The sequence below is a fragment of the Nocardioides deserti genome (assembly GCF_014266025.1).
GTDB classification, from domain to species: Bacteria; Actinomycetota; Actinomycetes; order Propionibacteriales; family Nocardioidaceae; genus Nocardioides; species Nocardioides deserti.
The window spans coordinates 212974-227659 of sequence record NZ_JACMYC010000006.1; the positions used below are offsets into that span (position 1 = coordinate 212974).

13 protein-coding genes are annotated in these 14686 nt (G+C 73.5%); 9 read left to right on the top strand and 4 right to left on the bottom strand.

Going from position 1 to position 14686, the window contains the following annotated elements:
- Positions 1-125: 125 nt before the first annotated feature.
- Positions 126-1415 (top strand): citrate synthase, encoded by a 1290-nt coding sequence (locus H7344_RS12615; protein WP_186346381.1) that lies wholly within the window; start codon positions 126-128, stop codon positions 1413-1415.
- Entirely contained in the window at positions 1406-2101 is a 696-nt protein-coding gene (locus tag H7344_RS12620; RefSeq protein WP_229707103.1) for an HAD family hydrolase, read from the top strand. Before H7344_RS12615 ends, H7344_RS12620 begins: the two co-directional genes overlap by 10 nt.
- A 322-nt stretch (positions 2102-2423) precedes the next feature.
- On the opposite strand, the gene H7344_RS12625 is transcribed toward H7344_RS12620, so the two are convergent.
- Positions 2424-4037: a long-chain-fatty-acid--CoA ligase gene (locus tag H7344_RS12625; protein ID WP_186346382.1), complete on the bottom strand. Its 1614-nt coding sequence runs from the start codon at positions 4035-4037 to the stop codon at positions 2424-2426.
- A 101-nt stretch (positions 4038-4138) separates the two neighbouring features.
- Between H7344_RS12625 and H7344_RS12630 the strand changes: the two genes are divergently transcribed.
- The gene (locus H7344_RS12630) at positions 4139-5461 is read left to right on the top strand and encodes a S1C family serine protease (RefSeq protein ID WP_186346383.1); all 1323 of its coding nucleotides are present in this window, start codon (positions 4139-4141) and stop codon (positions 5459-5461) included.
- Between the two features lie 31 nt (positions 5462-5492).
- Here the strand turns inward: H7344_RS12630 and H7344_RS12635 are convergent, their stop codons facing one another.
- On the bottom strand, positions 5493-6542 hold the full coding sequence (locus H7344_RS12635) for a GNAT family N-acetyltransferase (RefSeq protein WP_186346384.1): 1050 nt from the start codon (positions 6540-6542) through the stop codon (positions 5493-5495).
- A complete protein-coding gene (locus H7344_RS12640; RefSeq protein WP_186346385.1) occupies positions 6539-8236 on the bottom strand; it encodes an ABC-F family ATP-binding cassette domain-containing protein in 1698 nt (565 codons plus the stop codon). Before H7344_RS12640 ends, H7344_RS12635 begins: the two co-directional genes overlap by 4 nt.
- A gap of 83 nt (positions 8237-8319) precedes the next feature.
- Between H7344_RS12640 and H7344_RS12645 the strand changes: the two genes are divergently transcribed.
- The 6 genes from H7344_RS12645 to H7344_RS12670 all read left to right on the top strand — a co-directional run bounded on the left by H7344_RS12645 (position 8320) and on the right by H7344_RS12670 (position 13520).
- Entirely contained in the window at positions 8320-9489 is a 1170-nt protein-coding gene (locus H7344_RS12645) for an alpha/beta hydrolase family protein (protein WP_186346386.1), read from the top strand.
- A 125-nt stretch (positions 9490-9614) separates the two neighbouring features.
- Positions 9615-10577, top strand: coding sequence for a phosphatase PAP2 family protein (locus H7344_RS12650; protein WP_186346387.1), 963 nt, complete (start codon positions 9615-9617; stop codon positions 10575-10577).
- A gap of 30 nt (positions 10578-10607) precedes the next feature.
- Entirely contained in the window at positions 10608-11759 is a 1152-nt protein-coding gene (locus H7344_RS12655; protein ID WP_186346388.1) for an acyl-CoA dehydrogenase family protein, read from the top strand.
- Between the two features lie 43 nt (positions 11760-11802).
- Positions 11803-12747 carry an alpha/beta hydrolase gene (locus tag H7344_RS12660; protein ID WP_186346389.1) on the top strand — a complete coding sequence of 315 codons (945 nt, stop codon included), beginning with the start codon at positions 11803-11805 and terminating at the stop codon, positions 12745-12747.
- A gap of 2 nt (positions 12748-12749) precedes the next feature.
- Positions 12750-13211 (top strand): hypothetical protein, encoded by a 462-nt coding sequence (locus H7344_RS12665; protein ID WP_186346390.1) that lies wholly within the window; start codon positions 12750-12752, stop codon positions 13209-13211.
- 87 nt (positions 13212-13298) lie between these two features.
- Complete coding sequence (locus H7344_RS12670) at positions 13299-13520, top strand: hypothetical protein (RefSeq protein WP_186346391.1); 222 nt, start codon at positions 13299-13301, stop codon at positions 13518-13520.
- Positions 13521-13773: 253 nt separating this feature from the next.
- Here the strand turns inward: H7344_RS12670 and H7344_RS12675 are convergent, their stop codons facing one another.
- Positions 13774-14679 (bottom strand): ribonuclease Z, encoded by a 906-nt coding sequence (locus H7344_RS12675; RefSeq protein WP_229707104.1) that lies wholly within the window; start codon positions 14677-14679, stop codon positions 13774-13776.
- Positions 14680-14686 lie beyond the last annotated feature (7 nt).

Sequence of the window (14686 nt, forward strand, 5' to 3'; positions counted from 1 at the left end):
CCTCCGGCCCGGGCACTGATCCGGGCGCAGATCCGGGGGCTGAACCCGGGTCCGGCACTGACTCCCGTACCGGGTCGCGGGACACCGGGTTAACGCGACTCCCGTCCCCGGTCTAGGTTGGTGACGTGACTGACTCTCTCACCGTCCGCGACAACCGCACCGGACAGGAGTACGACGTCCCGATCACCGACGGCACCATCAAGGCCGCGGACCTCGGGAAGATCAAGTCCGGGGAGGACGCTCCGGGCCTGGCCGTCTACGACCCCGGCTTCGTCAACACCGCCTCGTGCCGCAGCTCCGTCACCTACATCGATGGTGACGAGGGGATCCTGGAGTACCGCGGGTACCCGATCGAGCAGCTGGCCGAGAAGTCGAACTTCCTCGAGGTGGCCTACCTGCTGATCCACGGCTCGCTGCCCGACAAGGCGCAGTACGACGCGTGGGTGCACGAGATCACCTACCACACGTTCGTGCACGAGAACGTCAAGACGTTCATGCAGGGCTTCCGCTACGACGCGCACCCGATGGGGATGCTGATGGCGTCGGTGGGGGCCCTGTCGACGTTCTACCCCGACGCGCGCAACATCTCCGACGCCGACAACCGCCACATGCAGATCGTGCGGATGATCGCGAAGATGCCGACCCTCGGCGCCTGGTCGTTCCGCCACGCGCAGGGCAAGCCGTACGTCTACCCCGACAACGACCTCGGCTACACCGCCAACTTCCTCTCGATGCTGTTCAAGATGAGCGAGTCGAAGTACGACGCCGACGAGCGGCTGGTCAAGGCGCTCGACGTGCTGTTCATCCTGCACGCCGACCACGAGCAGAACGCCTCGACCAATGCCGTGCGCTCGGTCGGCTCGACGCAGGTCGACCCGTACTCCGCGGTCTCGGCCGGCGTGGGCGCGCTCTTCGGCCCGCTGCACGGCGGCGCCAACGAGGCGGTCCTGCGGATGCTGCGCCGGATCGGCTCGAAGGAGAACATCCCCGCCTTCATCGAGGGCGTGAAGAACGGCAACGAGCGGCTCATGGGCTTCGGCCACCGGGTCTACAAGAACTACGACCCGCGCGCCCGGATCATCAAGAAGGCCGCGACCGACGTCTTCGAGGTCACCGGCACCAACCCGCTGCTCGACATCGCGCTGGAGCTGGAGAAGATCGCGCTCGAGGACGAGTACTTCGTCAAGCGCAAGCTCTACCCGAATGTCGACTTCTACTCCGGCCTGATCTACGAGGCCTTCCAGTTCCCGCCGGAGATGTTCACCGTCCTGTTCGCGATCGGCCGCACCCCGGGCTGGCTGGCCCAGTGGCTGGAGCTGACCCAGGACAAGGAGCAGAAGATCGCCCGTCCCAAGCAGATCTACACCGGCGACCGGGGGCTCACGTTCACCCCGGCCTCCGAGCGGTGGGCCTGACGCAGGACCCGGACCCGATCACGACCCCGGACGGCTCGCCGTCCGGGGTCGTGCGCGTCCGGGGCCCGATCCAGGGCGCGGTCCGGGGTGTGGTGTGGGACTTCGGGAACGTCCTCATCGACTGGGACCCACTGGCCGCGATCGCGGCGGGGGTCGGCGAGGACGAGGCGCGCCGGTTCCTGACCGCGCCCGACTTCGACTTCCTGGCGTGGAACCACGGGCCCGACTCCGGTGGGACGTGGGAGGACGCCGAGGCGGAGGTACGCCGCACGCACCCGCACTGGCTGGAGCACGCGTTGGCGTACCGCGCGAACTTCGCCGCCTCCCTCCTCGGCGAGGTGCCCGGCACCGCCGACCTCGTCCGTGGGCTGCGCGCCGCCGGCGTGCCGCAGTGGGGGCTGACCAACTGGTCCGACGAGCTCTACCCGCACGCGCCCGAGCGCTTCGAGGTCGTCGCCCTCCTCGACGGCGTGGTCGTCTCCGGCACCGAGCGGGTCGCCAAGCCCGACCGGCGCGCCTACGAGCTCGTCGCGGAGCGGATGGGCCTGCCGCTGGACTCGCTGGCCTTCGTCGACGACCGGGCCGCCAACATCGAGGCCGCCGACGCGCTCGGCATGGCCGGCGTCCTCTTCACCGGTGCCGACGACACCCGGCTGCGTCTCCGGTCGCTCGGCCTGACCGTCTGACCCGACCGCGGGGTAGTAACGGGCAGAAACGTCCGTCGCCGGGGTAGTCACGGACGTTTCCGACCGTTACTACCCCGACGACGGGCGTCAGGCGCCGCCTACCGCACCCGGACCGTACGTCGCCGGCCACCGCGGTGGCCAGCAACCCCTGCATGCGTGCGCCCATGGCGACACCACTCCCCCGCTGCCCCTGCTGGTCGTGCCCAGTCCTCGCGGGCACCGTGGCAGCGGGTGGAGTGGTGTCGGGGTGCTTGTGGGGCGACTGTTACCGGCCTGTGGGCGCCGCGGTCCGCGCACGTTCCCCACCGGACCGGTCCGGAGGTCAGTTCACACCGCGCGCGCGTCCCTCCCAGTACGGCGCCCGCAGCGTGCGCTTGAGGATCTTGCCCGTCGGGTTGCGCGGGAGCGCCTCGAGGACGTCGACGCTGCGGGGGCACTTGTAGTGCGCGAGGTGCTCGCGGCAGTAGGCGATGATCTCCTCCTCGGTCGCCGACGCGTCCGGCTTCAACGCCACGACCGCCTTGACCGACTCGCCCCAGGTGTCGTCGGGGACGCCGATGATCGCGACCTCCATGACCGCCGGGTGCTCGGCCAGGACCCGCTCGACCTCGGGGCTGTAGATGTTCTCGCCGCCGCTGATGATCATGTCCTTGAGCCGGTCCTCGACGAAGAGGTAGCCGTCCTCGTCGAGCTTGCCCATGTCCCCGGTGCGGAACCACCCGTCCTCGACGATCACCTCCGCGGTCGCCTCCGGCTTGTTGAGGAACCCCTTCATCAGCTGCGGGGTGCGCAGCCAGATCTCGCCGTGCGTGCCGACCGGGAGGTCCTCGAGCGTGGCGGGGTCGACGATCCGGATCTCGACGCCGGGCACCGCCTTGCCCGCCGAGACCAGGCGCTCCGGGCGGCCGGACGACTCCGCGGTGCGGTGGTCCTCCGGCATCAGGTGGGTGGCGACGCCGGCGACCTCGGTGAGGCCGTAGACCTGCATGAAGTCGGTGTCCGGCCAGGCCTGCATCGCGGCGCGCAGCAGCGGCGGCGGCATCGGCGCGGCGCCGTAGGTGTAGGTCTTCAGCGCTCCGAACAGCTTGACCGCGTCCTCGCCGGACTGCAGCACCTGCGCGAGCACCGCGGGCACCAGGAAGGTCCGGTTGGCGCCGGCGAGGATCGCGCCGGCCAGCGACATCCCGTCGGGATCGCGGGTCATCACGCTGGGGATGCCGTCGTGGATGCCGAACAGGACGTACGACGAGCCGCCGACGTGGAAGAGCGGCATCGCGACCATCGACTTGTCGCCGGGCTCGAAGCCCCAGCCGTCGTGGGCGTTGATCGTGTGGCTGACCATGTTGCGGTGGGTGAGCATGACGCCCTTGGGCCGGCCCGTCGTGCCGGAGGAGTACATCACCAGGCACACGTCGTCCGGCTCCACCTCGGGCCGCCGGTCGACGGGCGTCGCGCCGGCGAGCAGCGCCTCCCACGCGTCGCCGTCCGTGCCCTCGGGCGTCACTTCGACGACGTGCTCCACCTGCGGCAGCCGGTCGCGGATCGCCTCGACCGTGGCCACCAGCTCGCTGCCCACGACCAGGACCTTCGCGCCGGAGTCGTTGACGGCGTACTCGACCTCGTCGCCGGAGGAGCGCCAGTTGACGATCGCGTTCGCGGCGCCGAGCGAGCCGGCCGCCAGCGACAGCTCCACGCAGGCCGGGTGGTTCTTGTCGAGGAACGCCACGACGTCCCCGCGCCCCACGCCGAGCCCCTGCAGGGCGCCGGCCGCACGGCGTACCCGCTCGTCCCACTGCGCCCAGGTCCAGGTGCGGCCGAGGTAGGTCATCGCCTCGGCGTCGGGCGTGGTGTGGGCCCAGTGGGCGAGGCGGTCGTCGACGAAGACCGGGTCGGGGGCCGTGCTGTCGAGGCCGGTCGGAGGTGCGGTGGCAGTCATGGCGCGATTGTGGTCCACATCACAGGCGCCGTCGACCCCTTCTGCCCAAGCGACCAGCCGCGTCTCAGGATCGTCACAGGCACCCTGGGCACCGTGGAGCCATGATCGAGAACGACCGCCCTTCGCACGACCCGCAGGACACCGCCCCGCTGCACGCCTACCCGGCCGGCCCTCCGCCGTCGGGTCCGCCGGCCGGCTGGGGCACTGCTCCGGGGTCGCCGTCGCCGCAGCCCGCCGCGAGCGACCGCGCGCGTGGACGCAAGGGCTTCGCGGCCGCGGTCCTCGCCGGTGCGCTGGTCGTCGGCGGCGGTGCGGGCGTCGGCGGCGCCGCGCTGTGGTCGGCGTACGACGACGACGGCACGGCGGGCGGCAGCGGCGCGGTCGCGGCGTCCCCCGTCGTGAGCACCTCCGACGACCCGGCACCCGAGGGCTCGGTCGAGCAGGTCGCGGCAGCGGTCCTGCCCTCGGTCGTGCAGATCGAGGTCCGCGGCACGCAGGAGGCGGGATCGAGCTCGGGCATCGTGCTGAGCTCCGACGGGCTGGTGCTGACCAACAACCACGTCATCGAGCTCGCGGCCGACGGCGGCGAGATCGCCGTGGCGTTCAGCGACGGCAGCCGCGCGAGCGCCGAGATCCTCGGCCGTGACCCGCTCACCGACACCGCGGTCATCCAGGCCCAGGACGTCGAGGACCTCACGCCCGCCACCATCGGCGACTCCGGCGCGCTCGACGTCGGCGAGCAGGTCGTGGCGATCGGCTCGCCGTTCGGCCTGGAGTCCACCGTGACCAGCGGGATCGTCAGCGCGCTCGACCGGCCGGTCAACGTCGGCACCGACGACGAGCAGAACTCCACGACGTACCCCGCGATCCAGACCGACGCCGCGATCAACCCCGGCAACTCCGGCGGGCCGCTGGTCAACATGGCCGGCCAGGTCATCGGCATCAACTCCTCCATCCGCACCTCCTCCACCGGGCTCGGCGGCGAGGGCGGCTCGATCGGCCTCGGCTTCGCGATCCCGATGGCGCCGGTGCTGCCGATCGTCGACCAGATGAAGATGGGCGAGGAGCCCACGCACGCGCGGCTCGGCATCTCCGTCAGCGACCCCGGCGCCCGCGGCTCGGTGCAGCTGCCCGAGGGCCCCGGCGGCTTCCCCGGCCAGGAGCCGGAGGAGGAGGCGCCGACCGCGGACGTCATGGGCGCCCAGGTGCAGGAGGTCGGCGAGGGCTCGACCGCGGGCGAGGCGGGGATCGAGGTCGGCGACGTGATCACCGGCGTCGACGACCGCACGATCACCAGCGCCGACTCGCTGGTCGCCACCATCCGCTCCTACCGGCCCGGCGACGAGGTCACGGTGACCTTCGTCCGCGACGGCGAGGAGCAGACGGTCGACCTCGAGCTCGACTCCGACGCCACCGACGACTGACCCGCCCAGTGGCCCGACGGGTGAACCGGCCTCAGAGGATCTTCTGCAGCTCGGCGAGCCGGGCCACCGGGCGGAAGCCGAGCAGCTCGTTGACACCGATCATGTGGTCGTTGACCTCGGCGTTGTAGGTCGTCACCCGCGTGATGTCGGGGCGCTGCGCCTGCAGCAGCCGCAGGTTGGCGACCTTGACCGCGAGGCCGAGCCGGTGGCCGCGGTGGGCGCGCCGCACGAGCGTGCCCCACTGGTAGGCCCGGCCCGGCTCGTGCACGGTCGTCGCCAGGTCGGTGTAGGCGACCACGGCGCCGTCGGCGTCGAGGGCGGCGGTGTTGTACGTCGTGCGGCCCTGGCGCGCGACGACCCGCTCGCGCTCGCGCACCCCGTCGGGGTCGGGCAGCTCCGGCTCGAGCGCGAGGTCACCGACGGGCGCCTCGGTCATCAGCGACGCGGTCACCTCCGCCCACCCGGCGAGCAGCTCGTCGGGGACCGGCCCCACCCACGACCGGAGCGTGTACGCCGTGCCGTGCGGCGCCGCCTCGGCGGCCAGCCGGTCGAGCCGCTCCTCGGCCACCGGCAGCCGCAGCTCACGCTGGACGTCGCCCAGCCCGAGCGTGAACCCGCGGGCGCGGGCGAACTCCGGGCCCGGCTCGCCCGCGCCGGCCGGCCCGGCGGCGTACGTGTGGTGCGCCTCGGTGAGCAGGATCGAGCGGCCGCGCTCGCGGGCGACCCGCTCGAGGTGCTGGAGCATCGCGGTGCCGTGCCCGCGGCGGCGGTGCCCGGGCAGCACGTGCACCTCCACGTCGGCCCGCTCGAGGTTGTCGCGCAGCGGGGTCTCCATCCAGCCCGCCGCGACCACCGGCGCTCCGGGGCCGTCCCCGAGCACCCCGGCCCAGGCCGCGCCCCAGGTGTCGGAGGTCGGCTCCTGCAGCAGGACGCGGGCCTCCTCGAGCTGCCAGGGCGCCGCGGTGTCCTCGTAGCCGAACACGGCCGCAGCGACGTACACCGCGTGCCAGGCCTCGAGGGCGGCGTCGTCGAACGGATCGACCGGGACGATCCGCAGGCGCCCGCTCCCGTGCTCGGTCATCGCGCCCGCGCCACCCGTCCCTCGTCCCAGACGGGGCCCGCGGACTCGTAGACCTCGCCGTCGGCGCCGTAGACGAGGAACCGGTCGAAGCCGCGGGCGAACCACCGGTCGTGGGTCACCGCGAGCACCGTCCCCTCGAAGGCGGCCAGCCCCTCCTCGAGCGCCTCGGCGCTCTGCACGTCGAGGTTGTCGGTCGGCTCGTCGAGCAGCAGCAGGGTGGCGCCGGACAGCTCCAGCAGCAGGATCTGGAAGCGCGCCTGCTGCCCCCCGCTGAGCGACTCGAAGGTCTGCTCGCCCGACGCGCTGAGCTCGTAGCGGTCCAGCACCCGCGCGGCCTGCTCGCGCCCCATGCCCTGGCGACCACCCGGGTGGCCGTCGCCGCGGTGCAGGATCTCCAGCAGCGTGCGGCCGACCAGCTCGGGGTGCTCGTGGGTCTGCACGAACCAGCCCGGCCGCACCCTGGCGCCGAGCTTGGCCCGGCCGGTGTGCGCGACGGGGCGGACCTCGACCTCCCCCACGGGTCGGTGCTCCACGTCCGGGTCGCTGCCACCGGCGGCGAGCAGCCGCAGGAAGTGGGACTTGCCGGAGCCGTTCGAGCCGAGCACGGCCACCCGCTCGCCGTACCAGACCTCGAGGTCGAAGGGGCGCATCAGCCCGGTGAGCTCCAGCTGCTCGCAGACGACCGCGCGCTTGCCGGTGCGGCCGCCCTTGAGCCGCATCGCGACCTGCTGCTCGCGCGGCTGCTCGGTCGGCGGGCCGGCCTCCTCGAACTTCCGCAGCCGGGTCTGCGCAGCGCGGTACTGGCTCGACATCCCGTCGTTGTACTCCGCCTTGACCTTGAGCCGGAGCACGAGCGCCCTGAGCTTGGCGTGCTCCTCGTCCCAGCGCTTGCGCATCTCCTCGAAGCGCGCGAACCGGTCCGTGCGCGCCTGGTGGTACGACGCGAAGCCGCCCGCGTGCGTCCACACCGAGTTGCCGACGCCCGGGCCGCCGCTCGCCAGCTCGACGGTGACGACCCGGGTCGCGGTGTTGCTGAGCAGCTCGCGGTCGTGGCTGATCATCAGCACGGTCTTGTCCGACTCCCGGATCCGCTCCTCGAGCCAGATCTTGCCGGGCACGTCGAGGTAGTTGTCGGGCTCGTCGAGGAGCAGCACCTGGTCGGGTCCGCGCAGCAGGAACTCCAGGACGAGCCGCTTCTGCTCACCGCCGGAGAGGGTGGTCAGCTCGCGGTACTTCGCGCGGTCGTACGGCAGCCCGAGCGCGGCCGTCGTGCACACGTCCCAGGTGACCTCGACGTCGTAGCCGCCGGCGTCGGCGTACTCCGCCAACGCCGTCGCGTAGGCCATCTGCGTCCGCTCGTCGTCGGTCTCCATCAGCGCCAGCTCGAGCCGGTCGACCTCCGCCGCGGCCCCGCGGACCCGCGGCGGGGAGACACTCAGCATCAGGTCGGCGACGCTGGTCGAGCCGTGCGCGACGTGCTGGCGCATGACGCCGAGGCCGCCGCTGCGCGTCACGACCCCGGCGTGCGGCTGGAGCTCGCCGGTGACGATCCGCAGCAGCGTCGTCTTGCCCGCGCCGTTGGCGCCGACGAGCGCGACCTTCTGCCCCTCGCCGACGCGGAACGACACGTCGTCGAGCAGCACCCGCCCGTCCGGCAGCTCGTAGCGCACTCCGGCGACGTCCACGTGTCCCACGGACGGTGATTGTCCGCTGCTCCGCGCCCGAGGGCGACTCGTTTTGCCTGCGCCGGCGCGCGCCGACCCCTACGGTGCGGGACGTGACCCGCCTCACCCGCGCGACGCGCGTCCTCGCGACCACCGCCTCGGCCGCCGCCCTCGCCCTCGGCGTGCTGTCCGGCCCCGCCCCGGCGGCTCCCGCCGGCCCCGCGCCCGCCACTGCCGACGAGGCCGCCCCGAGCCCCACGGCGTACGCGGAGGACGGGCCGTACGGCGTCGGCCAGCGCTCCATGCGGCTGCGGTCGGGTGCGCTGGTCGAGGTCTGGTACCCGACCCGTCCGGCCGACGTCGCGGGGAGGCCGGAGGGCACCTACGACATCGTCGAGTACCTCCCGCCCAACCTGTTGGGCCTCGTCCCCGCCGGCGCCACCGTCACCCACCCCAGCGGCGGCGTGCGGCGCGCACCGATCGCGCGGCGCGGCTTCCCGCTCGTGGTCTTCAGCCACGGGTTCGCCGGCTTCCGCCAGCAGTCGACGTTCCTGACCGCGGCGCTGGCGTCGTGGGGGTACGTCGTCGCGGCGCCGGACCACCGCAGCCGCACGATGACCACCGTGCTCGGCGGCAAGGCCGGCACCACCACCGACGTGCAGGACCTGCGCGACACGATCACGCTGCTCGGCACCACGTCGCGCACGAAGAAGAGCTGGCTGCACAAGCGCGTCGACATGACCCGCGTCGGCGCGGTCGGCCACTCCGCCGGCGGCCGCGCGGTCGAGAACCTCGCCGTCGCCGATGCCCGCGTCGACACCTGGGTCGGCATGGCCGGCGCCGCGACCGGGGCGCTCGACGAGGGCGCCACCGAGGTGCCCGCCCAGCCGGGGGTGCTGCTCGTCGGCGGCGCCGACGAGATCGTTCCCCAGGAGCGGATGGAGCAGGCGTACGTCGCCATGTCGGCGCCCAAGCGCATCGTCGTCCTCGGCGGCGCCGGCCACCTCGCGTTCAGCGACCTGTGCGAGGTCGGCGACGGCGACGCCGGCCTGCTCTCGGTCGCCGAGCTGCTCGGCGTGCCGATCCCCGCGAACCTCGTGCGGCTCGCCTCCGACGGCTGCATCGACCCCGAGCTCGCGTCCGTCGACGCCTGGCCGGCCGTCCGGCACGTCGTCGTCGCCCAGCTGCGCTCGGTCCTCGGCCCCGACCAGACCGCCCCCGCCCTCGACGGGCTCGTCGAGGCCTGGCCCGGCGTCGTCACCGACAGCCGCAGCGCGCAGTAGCAGGTAGCCCTCCAGCCGGGTGGGTCCGGCCGACCCACGCCGCGCAGAGGCTGCACCCCACCTGTCGCACACGTCCCACCCGTAAGGGCGGGACAGCGTCGAGACCCTTCTTTAGGATGAGGCGCGTGACGCAGGTCGAGGAGCAGGAGGAGCGCTCCACGACCGACCCCGGGCCCGCGCCCGCGCGGCGCACGCGGCGAGGTCCGCGCGTCGCCGCCATGACGGCGTACGCCGTGGCGCTGGCGGTGTGGTCGCAGCTGCTCGGCATCCCGAACGACACCGTCCAGGTCTTCCTGTGGCTGTGGCTGGCCACGATCGCCTGGAACGTGCAGGAGCCACGGCGCCACCACCTCCAGTTCCTGCGGGACTGGTGGCCGCCGGTGGTCGGGCTGGTCATCTACTTCTACAGCCGCGGCCTCACCGACGAGCTCGGCCTGCCGGTCCACATCACGATGCCGATCCGCGTCGACGAGTGGCTCGGCGGCGGGACGACGCCGACCGAGCACCTCCAGGCGGCGTGGTGCGGCGACCCGTGCACGCGGGACCTGCCGCCGCGGTGGTTCGACGTGGCGCTCACGACCGTCTACGCCTCGCACTTCGTCACCGGCCTGACGCTGGCCGCGGTGCTGTGGCTGCGCAGCCGGCCGGAGTGGGTGCGGTGGATGCGCCGCTACCTGGCGATCAACTTCGGTGCGCTGGTCGTCTACATCCTCTACCCGATGGCGCCCCCGTGGATGGCCTCGCGCGACGGCTACATGGGCGAGGTCACCCGGATCACCAGTCGCGGCTGGGCCGACCTCGGGCTCGGCCGCTTCGACCTGGTGCTGCAGGGCGTCGGCAACCCGGTCGCCGCGATGCCGTCGCTGCACGCGGGGATCGCGTTCCTCGTCGCCGGCTACGGGATCCTCCGCCTGCGGACCCGCTGGCGGTGGATGCTCGCGGCGTACCCCCTCGCGATGTCGCTCGCGCTCGTCTACTTCGCCGAGCACTACGTCATCGACGTCGTCGCCGGCGCCGCGCTCGCCGGGCTGGTGCTCGCCGGCTGCGGCTGGTGGGAGCGGCGCCAGGACCGCGCGCCGGTCACCTGACCGCCACCGACCTCCGGGCAGGATGACCGCATGGACCTCAGCCTCACCGACGAGCAGGAGGGCTTCCGGGCCCTCGCGCGGGAGTTCCTCGAGCGCGAGGCCGTGCCGCACCGGATCGAGTGGGACCGCCGCGAGGCCGTCGACACCGCGATCATCCCGGCGATGGCCGAGATCGGGTTCTTCGGGCTGACCATCCCCGAGGAGTACGGCGGCCTGGGCGGCGACTACCTCACCTACGTCCTCGCGATGGAGGAGCTCGGCCGCGCCGACTCCGCCCTGCGCGGGATCGTGTCGGTCTCGAACGGCCTGGTCGGCAAGTCGATCCTCGCCGCCGGCACCGAGGAGCAGAAGCAGGAGTGGCTGCCGCGCATCGCGTCCGCCGAGGTGCTCGGCTGCTTCGGGCTGACCGAGCCCGACACCGGCTCCGACGCCGGCAACCTCACCTCGCGGGCGGTGCGCGACGGCGACGACTACGTCATCACCGGCCGCAAGCTGTTCATCACCAACGGCACCTGGGCGCAGGTCGCGCTCGTCTTCGCGCGCACCGGCGGGCCGGGGCCGCGCGGGGTCACGGCGTTCCTCGTGCCGACCGACGCGCCGGGCTTCGAGGCCCGCGAGATCAAGGGCAAGCTCGGGCTGCGGGGCCAGGCGACCGCGGAGCTGTTCCTCGACGACGTCCGCGTCCCCGCCTCCGCCCGCCTCGGCGAGGAGGGGCAGGGCTTCAAGATCGCGATGACCACCCTCGACAAAGGGCGTGTCTCGGTCGCCGCCGGCTGCGTCGGCATCGTGCAGGGCTGCCTGGAGTCCGCGGTCTCCTACGCCACCACCCGCACCCAGTTCGGCCGGCCGATCGCGGGCTTCCAGCTCGTGCAGGACCTCATCGCCGACATCTCGCTCGACGCCGACGCCGCCCGCCTGCTCGTGTGGCGGTGCGCGGACCTGATCGACCGCGAGCAGCCGTTCGGCGTCGCGGCGTCCAAGGCCAAGCTCTTCGCCTCCGAGGCCGCGGTCCGGGCCGCCAACAACGCGATCCAGGTGCACGGCGGGTCGGGGTACGTCGACGAGTACCCGCCCGCGAAGTACCTCCGCGACGCCCGCGTCATGACCCTCTACGAAGGCACCAGCCAGGTGCAGAAGCTGCTCATCGGGCGCGCCGAGACCGGCATCAGCGCCTTCGTCTGACCCGTACCGCTCCGTCCCTCGCCCCTTCCCAGGAGGATCCTCCGTGCCGATCGACCCCCAGCTCGACGTGCTGCTCCAGCTCATGGCTGGCTCCGGCAGCCCGCCCATGTACGAGCAGACGCCCGAGGACGCGCGCCGGGGCTTCCGGGTGCTCACCGTCGACCTGCGCGACCCGGCCTCCGTGCCGGCCGTCGACGCGGTCGAGGACATCACCGTCCCGGGCGCCGCGGGGTCGCTGGCCGCGCGGGTCTACCGGCCCGCGGCCGCCGGCCCGCTACCCACCGTGGCGTTCTTCCACGGCGGCGGCTTCGTCATCGGCGACCTCGACACCCACGACCTGACGTGCCGGACGATCGCCACCCTCTGCGACGCCGTCGTCGTCTCCGTCGACTACCGGCTCGCCCCGGAGCACCCCTTCCCCGCCGCGGTGGACGACGCGCTCGCCGCCGCCCGCTGGGTCTCGGACTCGCTGGCCGACCTGGGCGGTGACGACCGGATGGCCGTCGCCGGGGACTCCGCCGGCGGCAACCTGTCCGCCGTCGTCGCGCAGGCGTTCCGCGACGAGGACCGCCCGCTCGCCGCGCAGCTGCTCGTCTACCCCGTCACCGACATGGGCGGCTCCTACCCCTCGCACACCGAGAACGCCGAGGGCTACTTCCTCGACCGCCCGACGATGGACTGGTTCGGTGCGCAGTACGTCGGCGACCCCTCCGCCCTCGGCGACCCGCGGCTCTCCCCGCTGCACGGCCGCCTCGACGGGCTCGCCCCCGCGGTCGTCGTCACCGCCGAGCTCGACCCGCTGCGCGACGACGGCGACGCCTACGCCCGGGCGCTGTCCGAGGCCGGTGTCGCCGTCGAGCACCGGGTCTTCCCGGGCCTCATCCACGGCTTCGTCGACATGGGCCGCCACTCGACCGCGGCCCAGGCCGCCGTCGAGGAGACCTGCGCGCTCTTCCGGAAGGTGCTGCACGGCGGGGCGGTGCGTTGACCGTGGCTGCCGCACTCTCCGCCCGCGACGTGGTGCTCGCGGTCGCGCCCAGCGCGCTCGGGCTGGTCGACCCGACCACCCTCTCGCCGCGCGCCCTCACGGCGTACCGCCTCGGGCTCACCGCCACCACCTCCGCCTCCACCCTGGACGGGCTTCGCGACCCGGAGCTGCACGCGCCACCCGCCGTCCAGTGGCTCTCCGCCGCCGCCGTCGCCGGGCTGACCTGGCGGACCATGCCGCGTTGGGAACGCGCCGACGTCGCCTTCCACCGCTGGCTCACCGACCACGGCCTGCGCCGGTCCCGCCTCGTCGTCTCCGCGGCCTCCGCCGCCGCCCTGCTCGCGATCGCCGCCATCGAGCGGAGGCGCGCGGCCCAGGAAGCCGTCACTGTCGACGACACGGGCGACGACACGGGCGACGACGCGGGCGACGACGCGGGCGACGAGGTCCCGGCTGACGACTAGTCCAACGGCAGCTTGCCGTTTCGGTCAGTCCGCGGCAGGAGAGACTCCTGGACATCGGCACCACCCCCACCCGCACGCGGAGGCACGATGACGCTCGTCCTGGTTCTCTCGGTCCTCGCGTTCGCAGTCGTCGCCGTGCTCGTCTACGACTGGCGCCGGTCGAGCCGGCTGAAGAAGCAGCTCGCCGACGGCACCACCACGCGCCTGCCCGGCAAGGCCGGCCGCGACGTGACCGCGGACCCGGCCGTCTCCCAGGCGACCGCCGACGCGGTCGCCCGCGGCATGCACGGCGGCGGCTCCGGCCTCTGACCGGCGTCGCGGGCGCCGCGCCAGGTCCTGCCCGTCCCCGCGCGCTGGCGGGTCGTCGTGCAAGGGCTGCGGCGTCGACGATCGTTCAATTGCGCCGGGATGTCGCGCAACAGGCCCGGTCAGCCGCTGAAACCGCGCAATTGCGCCGAAGTGTTCCGCCCAGAGTCGCGGTCGTGTGCCGGAGGACGAGCCGGGGCGCGTGGCGGGGCACACGACCCCGGCCCCGAACCACGGCCGGCCCGCCGACGGCGGACTACCGCCGGGTCGGCACGGCGACGACGTCGAGGTCGCGGGCGGCGTGGACGTCGGGGTGGTGACGACCGGCGTCGCGGGCGAAGAGCTCCTCATCGGGATGACGGGCGGAGTAGTGGGTGAGGACGAGCCGGCGGGCGCCGGCCTCGGCGGCGAGGCGGCCGGCCTGGCCGGCGGTGAGGTGGGCGTAGCGGGCGGCGAGCTCCTCCTCGCCGTCGAGGTACGTCGCCTCGCTGACGAGCAGGTCGACTCCGGCGGCCAGGTCGAGGGCGCCGTCGCACCACCGCGTGTCCATGACGAACGCGAACGACTGTCCGGGCCGGTGCTCGCTCACCTCCTCGAGCGCCACGCGGCGGCCGTCCACGACGAGCGACCCGGCCCGCTGCAGCTCGCCGACAGCGGGGCCGGTGATCCCGCGGGCGGCGAGCGCCTCGGGCAGCATCCGGCGGCCGTCCGGCTCCTGTAACCGCCAGCCGTAGGTCTCGACCCGGTGGTCGAGCTCGCCGGCACTCAGCACGAGCCCGCCCCAGTCGTCGACCGGACCGGCCGCCGACACGGGGTGGAGCCGCACGTCGGGCGTGGCGACCGCGGCGCTCGCGTCGAGCAGCCGCTCGACGTAGGGCAGCCCGGACGCCGGGAAGTACAGGTCGACCGGCCGGGTCACCCCGTCGACGACCATCCGCTGCAGCACGCCCGGGAGGCCGAGGCAGTGGTCGCCGTGCAGGTGGGTCAGGCAGATGCGGGTGATGCTCGCCGCGCCGAGGCCGGCGAAGGTCAGCTGGCGCTGCGTCCCCTCCCCCGGGTCGAGCAGGACCACCTCGTCGTCCCATCGCAGCGCCGCCGCCTGGTGGGCGCGCGTGCGCGTCGGCACCATCGAGGCGGTGCCGAGCACGACCAGCTCGCGCACGCTCACC